This window comes from Thiomicrorhabdus marina (assembly GCF_017571465.1).
Taxonomy (GTDB): Bacteria; Pseudomonadota; Gammaproteobacteria; order Thiomicrospirales; family Thiomicrospiraceae; genus Thiomicrorhabdus; species Thiomicrorhabdus marina.
Map to the genome: position 1 here is coordinate 104,369 of NZ_JAGETV010000008.1, position 9,341 is coordinate 113,709.

Consider the following 9,341-nt stretch of genomic DNA (forward strand, 5'->3'; position numbering starts at 1 on the left):
AATTAGATCATTTTTGCTACTTGAAATACTGAAAATGAAAAATGCCGGAGGTTTACCGGCAAAGCTTTAGGAGGAGTAAAAATAAAATGGGGCAATGAAACGTGCCCCATTATCTGAAACCCCTGTTTATTTTTGATTAACAGGAGATTTCGGATCCATTAAAAAAGCCATGATATCGGCAATTTGTTTACTGCTTAATACATTATGTACGCCAAATCTAGGCATGCCAGAACATGCATAAAAAGCATGTGCGTTATATATTTTTTCGTAGGTGTATTTCATCATGGCATCATTTGTACCGCGTTTGCCGTAACCAGTGAGTTTCGGGCCTAAATTGCCCGCAGCCGGTTCAGATGGTGACAGTGCATGGCATGCATAGCAGTTGCCGCCGTTTGGTTTCTTTTTTGGGTTATCCGGTTTAATTGTCCCTATTCGCATACCGTAGCCGCTTTTGGCAAGGTCTTCACCTTGTTTCCAATCACCAAGTTTAATGCCTTCTTTCGGGTATTCAATGAGCGCTCTGTTTAGCTCTTTAATTCGTTTTGCTAACGCTTCTGTAGGCTTGTCTTTATAGGCTGTGCAAACTTTCATGCTATAGTCTTGCACCAAGCGTTTCCGTTCTTCTGGTGTTGAGCGGGTCCAACTTTCTTTGACCGCTTGTTCTGCTGATTGTAATGTTTGCGAGTCAAAATTTGCGCCTTTAAATTCTCCAGCATGTGCATTTACACTCGTTAAGGCTCCCACCCCTGCAAGTGACAAGGTACTGTATCTAATAAAATTAATAATTGATTTTTTCATCTCGTATTCCTTACTCAGTTAATCACAATGAGAAATTAGCGTTTGATAGAAGGCACTTGAATGACTCCGCCCTCGGACTGTTTGGTCATAAACGTAATCAAGTCCACCGTAGCTTTAGAACCGAAATCCACATCAGGTAACCTCATCTGCCAGTGGCAGTCCCACATACGATTCTGCATGGTTCTTACCGTAGATTTGGATACGCGGTATGTTGGCCAAGAAGGAATTGTTTCTTTATCGTTGTATGCGTTGTAAAGCGTCTGCAAACGAATCCGTTTGCCGTCAGCAGCATGGCAGGTTGCACAAGAAAAATCCATCGTACCCGAACGACGCCAGAAAAGCGCTTCACCAGTTTTATAAGACTCCATTTCTTTAGGATGAGCCAAGCTTAATTGAAATTTTTGACCGTTTGATTGCGCCGCAACAAAAGCAACGATTTTTTCCATTTCGGAATCTTTGCCTTTTTTGGGATTTGAGAAAGCATTTTTGATAATGCTATCTTTATTCTTACCTTGCAAAGTAATCATGCAATGCATTAATCGGGCTTCTAGATCCATTACCTGATTGATGTCGGCAAAATATTTAGGTAATTCTGCATACACTCCTTCGACGACCCCTGAGCCTTTTCCAAGATCACATTTTTCTAAACTGACGTTTTTAGGGCCGGCTTTGGCATAAAATAAATCTTTACCGTCATCCACCCAGAAGTCTCCTGGACTATCTTCCAGCATAGCACGGTAATCTTTTACACTCGCCTCTTCAGCCAGCGCAGAAAAACTCAAACCTGTACCGATCACTCCCATTAATAAGAGCTTTGTTAGTTGCTTCATTTGAATACCTCTATCTTTTATTTTTCTATCTGCATATCTAATCTTTAAATCAGATATGGAAAATATAGAGAAAATATCATGCCAAATGCGATGGGCGATAACTTATTGATATTTTTAGGGAATAATGGGGTGGGTGTGTTTTTATAATGCGTGGTTTTGCAAACAGTCGTGCAAATTGCAAGGCAAATTGGAATTGGCTAATAATACAGGGGAGGGCTGTTTGGCACGCTTCCTAATCGCAAGTTTTTGTCGGCACCAATCGCTTGAAGTGCTCGTAAACGGCAAAACAATTAATAACTTTTGTGGGTAATATTATGCGTCTTTTTGTAATTTTCGGTAAAGTGTCGATGGGTCAATCCCTAGTTTTTTGGCGGCTAAACTTTTATTTCCGCGGCAAGCATCTAGGGCGTGTTTAATCCAAAGCATTTCCACCTCTGCTAAAGTCGCATCTTCCGGTAATTTAGCTTGTGAAGTTTGCAATCCCGGAATTTTACTTCCATGTAATTCACTGGGTAGGTGAGAAATTTCAATCGTGTCGCCGCCTGCTAGTACGACTGCTCGTTGAATGATGTTCTCCAACTCTCGAATATTTCCAGGCCAGAGATAATTTTTGAGTGCTTCGATGACTTTTGGGGAAATACTATAAATGCGTTTATTAAACCGGCGGGCATAATTCGAGACGAAATATTCAGCTAATGCCGATATATCTTCTAAACGCTCCCGCAGAGGTGGCAGCTGAATTGGAAAAACATTAATTCGATAGTACAAATCTTCACGGAACAGACCTTGCTCAACCAACGATTTTAACGGCTGATTCGTTGCAAAGAGTAATCTGACATTGACCTTTATCGTCTTATTTCCGCCAACACGGACCAGGGTTTGATTTTGCAAAAAATGCAGTAATTTGGCCTGCACATCCAACCTTGTACTATTAATTTCATCAAGCAAGAGGGTTCCTCCGTTAGCCAGCTCTAAAAGTCCTATTTTGCGTGTAGCTGCGCCTGTAAAAGCCCCTTTCTCATAGCCGAAAAGTTCCGATTCAACCAGATTTTCCGGTACTGCTGCGCAATTAAGTTCAAAGTAAGGACCTGTCGGATTGGTACCAAGAGTGTGAATTGAACGTGCCATCACTCCTTTTCCTACCCCGGTTTCTCCATAGATAAGTACAGAAACATCAAGTGGCGCAACTTGTTCAACTTGTTGCAAAACCTGCTGCATTGCCGCAGACCTAGCGACCGGGATTTGAGTTTTGCTTTCTAGCTGCTCAATTCGCGTTTGCATCTGCTGCATGCGCAGGCGCTGAGAGATGAGCTCTTGCAGACGGGTCAACAAATTTTTCACTAGTTGAGTTTCAAACGGCTTGGTTACCAGATCAAATAATCCGAACTTAAACCCTTCAATCGCATCTTGTAAACTCGCGTAACCGGTCACCATAACGACCTCAGTGTCTTGATTGATTGCTTTAACGGACTCAACCATTTGCAGGCCACTCCCGTCCGGCAGGCGCAAATCGGTAAACAAAACATCGGGTGGAGATTGTTTGATTGCATGAAACCCTTCTTGGATACTCAAACAGTAACTGGCTTGAAACCCCTGACTTGAAGCAAGTTCACACAGTAGCTGCGCCATATCTGCATCATCTTCAATAACGAGAAGGGAAAACTGGGTCATAACTTAGGTACCTTTAAAATGAATTCACTACCGAGATGGTCACTTTTCACCAATTCAACCGAACCATTCATCTGCTGCATCATGTTTCTCGTCAAATACAGTCCTAAACCGGAGCCGCCATTACTGTCTTGCTCTTGTATTAATTTTGTGGTGAAAAAAGGTTCGAAAATTTGCTGTTGTTTTTCTTTTGGAATGCCATGACCATCATCACAGACATGAATTTTCCAATAGGTTTCTTCTGAATTTGATGGCGTAATCGACAGCCAGATATTTTTCGCCTCGGCTTCCATACTATTGCTAATAAGGTTGAATAAAATTTGCTCCAAAGCGCTCTGATCAACGATAGCAAACGCTTTTTGGGGCGCGGAAAGTTGTAATTCGATATTAGACTTACGCTTTGTTACCGGACGCATTAGGTCGATGATGTTTTGGCAAAACTCCACCAATTCCAATTTTGTGGGCTCTAGGATAGGTGGTTTTGCAGCCGTCAGTAGACTTTTGACAGAATCGGCGCAGCTTTTTGCTTGTCTTTCTATCGTATGTAAACGCTGTTGCAGTCCGGAATCTTCGGTCTGCAATAATGCCATTTGGGTATAGCCGATAATATTTGCCAAGGGTGTATTTAAATTATGCGCTAATCCGGCAGCCATTTGTCCCACTGTGGCTAAACGCTGACTTTGGCATAAATTCTGAGTCGCTTGAGTGGCAAATTGATGCGCTTGTTCTAACGATTTTATATGGTGCCGTAACGCTTTTTGCAGTTCGCGTATTGCATGATTCAACACCCCTAGCTCCGCAGGCAGATCGGATTTAAACTCAAGAGTCTCATAAAATATTTTTTGTGTGGAGTTCAAATCTTCAGATAATTGTTTAATTGGGTTAACCAAATGCCGCAAAAGCAGTTTTTTGACGGCATAGAGTAAACTCACCAAAATTACAATCAAACCGACCACCAATAGTAGAAATAGCTGAGAGAGTGTTTTTTCTATGGAGTCTTTTGTAAATGTCAGGGTAATCATTCCGACTGAGTGATTGAAAAAAGACAGAGGGTGTTGGACTTGTAGGGTTTTCTCTGCTGAATGAGAGCCGTTATTCACTTCTGTTAACACTTGGTTTCGGGCATTTTCGATACGAAGTGCCACCAGATCGCGGTCATTCTCAATAAGATCACTGGCCATGCGCTCAATGACAGTGTATTCCTGCAACATGACTGCATCCAATGAGATCGTGGCGACTTGTTTACCTAACGCCTGTGCCTTGCGCTCCAAACTATTTTCTAAAATATGGGAGATTAAGTAATATCCAGCGGCACCTAGCAAAAAGATAATACCAATTAACCCAATTCCCAAATAAAAATTTAGCAGGCCGGTCAGCGTTTTTGGTTGCCAGCTATTCATAAAAACCCATCTATATCTTTTTGGTTGTAGGATCTAATTATCACACAAATCAAGGCAGAGAAAATAAAAGCAAAAAGGCCGGCATATAGCCGGCAACGATTGCTCTTTACAAAAAAACAACAGTGAGAAAGGAGTAATCAGCCTCAATGGCAAAAATGGCATCTTTTACCATGGGATTCGGGCTTAATAACCAAATTTAGCATCAATCCCTACAGTGAATGTACTGACTTCTTCAACCCCTCGTTCATAACGAGACCATCCAAGAACAAACGCAGACTTTTTAGTCAACATATACTTACCGCCTAGGCCAATCGTGGAGGCATCCTCTGTTTGGCTGTAAGCATTGTCAGAACTCGCTTTGTTAACACCATAACTTGCTGTTAAAAGACCGTTTTTACCGATTTTTTGCGAAACAATTGCAAAAATGTTTTCGCCGAGATTAATATCAGTTGCGTCTTCATATAAACCGGCAAGAGTCGTTCCCGAACCCAATTTGTATTGGACAGTGAATTGCATAGAGCTTCCGTTTCTAGCCGCTGTTGCTGAGGTGGCTCCAGGATTATTATCACTTTCAAGGTTCATATAATCTGCGGTTAATCTTAACCCGTCTTTTGAGTATTTAACTCCAAACCCCGAGGCAGAACCACCTTCCATTGCAGCCAGCTTACCGGAGTTATGTAATGCTGAAGTATTAGCATCACTTAAGAAAGAATAGTGAGCATTTAACTGGATACCGTTGAATTTAGGTGTGACATACTCAACCGCGTAGTTGAAGTAATTTGAGTTTAGATTAGAAGCTCCTTGCTGACCACTTTGACGTGCTTGTAAAACGTGGTCAGTCCAAGGATCAATTTTGGTGTAGCTCGATTTATAACCAGTTGTTAAACGCCCCATACGGAATTTACCAAACTGTTTATTATTTAAACCGGTATAAGCTTCTCGGACATAAATCTGATTAGGGTCAGTCGCGGCATCGCCATTTTCACCAACGGTTTTATACTCTGCTTCAAGTTGATAAATTAGTGATGTATTCGCTAAAGTCGTATCTAAACTACCCTTCAAGCCAAATCGAGAGGCATTACTTTTAAGCTCAGTGCCTTCTGTTCTTCCAGGTCCTTTCGCATCGGAATTATCCAAAGAAATATTTGCCTGACCATAAAACTTCATCACATCCTCGGCCATAACCGGTGTTGAACATAAAGCGCTTGACATTGCGGCCACTAAAAATGGATAAGTAAACTTTGAATTCATATTTTTTCCTCAAATTAGATTAGAGCTAAATTATTTGTAATTTTTTATAAATAGCCGTCACCATAGAGGAAAAAATGTGCCAACCGTAACTTGTTGAAAAATATGGTTATTGTTCAGGTGTCGTATTTGCGAACTGCAACTACTCTTGCATTATGCAAGATAAATAAGGAGGTCATAATGTGCTTAATACCAGTCAATGAAATAATGACTTTGTTCTCGAATTAAGCTTCTGTTTTAATACTTAAGAGTTAGTCAATACAAGAAGCCTCTGAAAAAAGGAGACGAAAAAAAGCTGAAAGTGTTTCTTGTGTTTAACTGAGAAATAGAGAATGAAATTGGGGGCGTGGGCATCTCTAGTGCAGCACAAACCTTAAAAATTCAATCGGAGATAAAATTTGAAGCAATTTTTGATTTTTTTACTGTTCAGCAGCACTGTTTATTTAAGTGCTTGTGATATCTCAGAGTCCGAACAGATCACCTCTAAGAGTGCCACACCTTCAGAACCGCCGTTTGTTCTAACTGTGCTCCCTTATGATGTACCGACAAAGTTACAACAACATTTTACTCCGCTCCTAACGTATCTCAGCCGTGAATTACAACGCCCAGTCACACTCTATGTTGCTAGTAGCTACGAAGATCAAATTTTGAAAATTGCACAGAATAAAGTCGATTTAGCGTACTTAGGCCCCAGTAGTTTTGTAAGGACCTACGATCGTTTTGCGGACGAAAACGGTTTAAAAATACAGCCGATTGCTACAGAAGCTCCGTATGAAGGGGCCGTAGTCGTGCATAAAGACAGCCAAATTACCCAAATTAAAGAGTTAAAAAACCATACCTTTGCGTTTGGCGCCTATCAATCTTATGCCGGTCATTTTAAAATTCGCGAAGAGCTAAAAAAACAAAATGTGAGTTTGTTTGACTTAAAGCTCTATCGCTTTATGGGACGCCATGAGAGGGCTGTTATGTCGGTCGCTTATGGTGAATTTGACGCTGCTGCGTCTTCAGCGGGAATTGCTCGTCGAGTTGAAAACCTTAACTACCCGATAAAAACTATCTTCACGACTGAAGAGTTGCCCCCGATTGTTATCGCTGCTTCACCTAAAATGGATGCCGCAACGGTACAGCATTTAAAACAAATGCTATTAAATCCAGACTTTGAAGGGCAAGAGGCCATTACTTTGTTTGCCCCAGAAGGCACATTTTATCCTTTCAATAATCGCCTCTATGATCCAGTGCGAGAAGTGATTAAAGAACTTGAACAATAAAAAATCGGATAAAAAACAAGGGGATATAGGACTTTAATAACTAAGGTCTTCGTTTTATAACCAGCTTTGAATCATGTCTTTACTTGGAATGCCACCGGAATGAAGTACTTGTTCGTTAATCACCACCGCTGGCGTGCTCATCACACCATAAGCGGCAATTTCGGCGACATCTTCAACTTTGCTGATTGTGATCTTAACGCCTAGCTCATCCGCGGTGGTTTGAATTAATTTGACGGTGTTGTTGCAACTTGCACAGCCGGTGCCGAGAACTTTGATTTCGAGCTCGTTGCCACAGCAGTTGGTTTTTTTCTCTTCTGGTTGAGAGCCGCAACAACTGGTTTTTTCGGCTTCCGAACAGCAAGATGATTCTTTTACCGGTTTTGCCGGAGCAGGTCGACTTGCACAGCTCCCGCCGGGACAGCATTCGCCGGTTTTGGAAAGTTTGCCGACTAACTCTGCCGGGCACCAGCCGGTAAAGGTTGCTTGCAAGCCCATAAAAGCCGGCAGGATGGCTAACCATAGCCAGTTGGCCGACCATAAATCGGTCTGCCCGCTAAAATGCGCCAGTGTAATGCCAATCAGAATTAGCAGTGTCATTAATCGAATCATTAAATTGCCTTTCATAACCACTCCTTTGTGCGATTAAACGAATAAAAAGTTAAAACCATAGCCGACCAGAATAAAGGCGACCACTAATACCGCTATGAATATGGCTAGCGCCGGCCAACGGATTACCTTGCGAAGAATCAATAGTTCCGGCAGTGACAAGGCGGCGATACTCATCATTAGCGCCAAGCTGGTACCAATCGGCACGCCTTTATTGAGCATGGCTTCAATCAACGGGATAACGCCGGTAGCATTTGAATACAAAGGAACTCCGACTAACACTGCCGCGGGCACGCTCCACCAGTTTTCCGTGCCGCTGAGGTAAGTGCTGACCCAAGCTTCCGGCACATAACCATGAAAACCCGCGCCGAGAGCAATGCCGATAAATATCCAGTGCCAAATTCGTGTAACGATGACTTTGACTTCGTTCCAAGCAAAGTTGTGACGTTCTTTAAAATGCCCTTTAAAAGCGGCCTGTTCTTGTTGCTGTCGAATTTTGATATCCCAAACATAAGACTCTACCCAGCGATCCGGTTTGAACCATTCGATAATGACTGATCCGAGATAAGCAACGGTGATGCCGGCTAGAACATACAACAACGCTACTTGCCACCCTAATATCGTGAATAGAAGCACAACGGCAACTTCATTAATCATTGGGCTAGCAATCAAAAAAGCAAAGGTGACGCCGACCGGAATTCGGGCTTCAACAAAACCGATAAACAGTGGCACGGAAGAGCAGGAGCAGAAAGGGGTGACACTACCCAAAATAACGGCAAGAGAGCGCGCTTGCCATTTAGGCCGTTGAGCGACAAGTTGGCGAACTTTTTCGGTTGAAACAAAGGCTCTAAGCAATCCCATTAAATAGATAATCAGCACCAACAAGAAGAAAATCTTCAAAGTGTCCATGATGAAAAACTGCACAGCGGTGCCTAGCGCGTTTGCTGGGCTTAGGTGCAATAACTCAAAAGCGATCCAATTACCGGTTTGCTCAAACATGCTGACTCACTTCGTCAAGAATTCTATTTTTATTACTATATCCGGATTAGCGGATTTACTCAAGAGTGTTCAGTGACCCTAGATGTTAATTGGTAACCGCTAAAAACTTTTACTCTTAGTCAGTCGTAACTACTTGAAGTCAATGAGCTTATTCTTCGTTTTCTTAGGCAAGTGGCTGGTTTTATTGGTGATAAGGCTGTCCTATTTTTGTAGTGTGATTGCTATCAGGAATAGCTAAAAGAGTAAATTTATGCACGGCATGTAAATAAAGTTTTACAAATGGTTTTATCCATAAATTAACCTCAGATAATTTGCTGTAAATTTCAATCTGTATCCTATTGCGTATAAGTACGAATGTGTACTTTGCTCACCCTCGTAAGAGTAGGGTAAAAGAAATATAAAACGAGTTGGTTACGGAATAGACCAACCTAAGGAAACACAGAATAAGTCCCCATTGACTTCAGCGAGGAGTTTGAAGAGATAAATTCTAGGCAGCGTTTGATAAGCATAGCCTTAGCTATGGT

The 9,341-nt window shown here is 41.9% G+C and carries 8 protein-coding genes; 1 reads left to right on the plus strand and 7 read right to left on the minus strand.

Annotated elements, in window-relative coordinates:
• Window positions 1-126 precede the first annotated feature (126 nt).
• The 5 genes from soxX to J3998_RS06675 all read right to left on the minus strand — a co-directional run bounded on the left by soxX (window position 127) and on the right by J3998_RS06675 (window position 5,947).
• Window positions 127-798 carry a sulfur oxidation c-type cytochrome SoxX gene (gene soxX, locus J3998_RS06655; RefSeq protein WP_208148954.1) on the minus strand — a complete coding sequence of 224 codons (672 nt, stop codon included), beginning with the start codon at window positions 796-798 and terminating at the stop codon, window positions 127-129.
• Window positions 799-833: 35 nt separating this feature from the next.
• Window positions 834-1,628: a sulfur oxidation c-type cytochrome SoxA gene (gene soxA / locus J3998_RS06660; protein ID WP_208148956.1), complete on the minus strand. Its 795-nt coding sequence runs from the start codon at window positions 1,626-1,628 to the stop codon at window positions 834-836.
• Window positions 1,629-1,940: 312 nt separating this feature from the next.
• Window positions 1,941-3,299, minus strand: a complete 1,359-nt coding sequence (locus J3998_RS06665) for a sigma-54-dependent transcriptional regulator (protein WP_208148958.1) — start codon at window positions 3,297-3,299, stop codon at window positions 1,941-1,943.
• Complete coding sequence (locus J3998_RS06670) at window positions 3,296-4,696, minus strand: sensor histidine kinase (RefSeq protein WP_208148960.1); 1,401 nt, start codon at window positions 4,694-4,696, stop codon at window positions 3,296-3,298. The genes J3998_RS06665 and J3998_RS06670 overlap by 4 nt, the downstream gene beginning before the upstream one ends.
• A 183-nt stretch (window positions 4,697-4,879) precedes the next feature.
• Window positions 4,880-5,947 (minus strand): porin, encoded by a 1,068-nt coding sequence (locus tag J3998_RS06675; RefSeq protein WP_208148962.1) that lies wholly within the window; start codon window positions 5,945-5,947, stop codon window positions 4,880-4,882.
• A gap of 395 nt (window positions 5,948-6,342) precedes the next feature.
• On the opposite strand from J3998_RS06675, the gene J3998_RS06680 reads away from it, so the two are divergent.
• On the plus strand, window positions 6,343-7,212 hold the full coding sequence (locus J3998_RS06680) for a PhnD/SsuA/transferrin family substrate-binding protein (RefSeq protein WP_208148964.1): 870 nt from the start codon (window positions 6,343-6,345) through the stop codon (window positions 7,210-7,212).
• 54 nt (window positions 7,213-7,266) lie between these two features.
• Here the strand turns inward: J3998_RS06680 and J3998_RS06685 are convergent, their stop codons facing one another.
• A complete protein-coding gene (locus J3998_RS06685; protein WP_208148966.1) occupies window positions 7,267-7,836 on the minus strand; it encodes a thioredoxin family protein in 570 nt (189 codons plus the stop codon).
• An 18-nt stretch (window positions 7,837-7,854) separates the two neighbouring features.
• On the minus strand, window positions 7,855-8,817 hold the full coding sequence (locus J3998_RS06690) for a permease (protein WP_208148968.1): 963 nt from the start codon (window positions 8,815-8,817) through the stop codon (window positions 7,855-7,857).
• Window positions 8,818-9,341 lie beyond the last annotated feature (524 nt).

What these genes read in the sequence shown, in the direction of transcription:
- J3998_RS06670 (WP_208148960.1), bottom strand. Translation starts at nt 4,696, where the DNA reads ATGAATAGCTGGCAACCAAAAACGCTGACCGGCCTGCTAAATTTTTAT.
- soxX (WP_208148954.1), bottom strand. Translation starts at nt 798, where the DNA reads ATGAAAAAATCAATTATTAATTTTATTAGATACAGTACCTTGTCACTT.
- soxA (WP_208148956.1), bottom strand. Translation starts at nt 1,628, where the DNA reads ATGAAGCAACTAACAAAGCTCTTATTAATGGGAGTGATCGGTACAGGT.
- J3998_RS06690 (WP_208148968.1), bottom strand. Translation starts at nt 8,817, where the DNA reads ATGTTTGAGCAAACCGGTAATTGGATCGCTTTTGAGTTATTGCACCTA.
- J3998_RS06685 (WP_208148966.1), bottom strand. Translation starts at nt 7,836, where the DNA reads ATGAAAGGCAATTTAATGATTCGATTAATGACACTGCTAATTCTGATT.
- J3998_RS06675 (WP_208148962.1), bottom strand. Translation starts at nt 5,947, where the DNA reads ATGAATTCAAAGTTTACTTATCCATTTTTAGTGGCCGCAATGTCAAGC.
- J3998_RS06665 (WP_208148958.1), bottom strand. Translation starts at nt 3,299, where the DNA reads ATGACCCAGTTTTCCCTTCTCGTTATTGAAGATGATGCAGATATGGCG.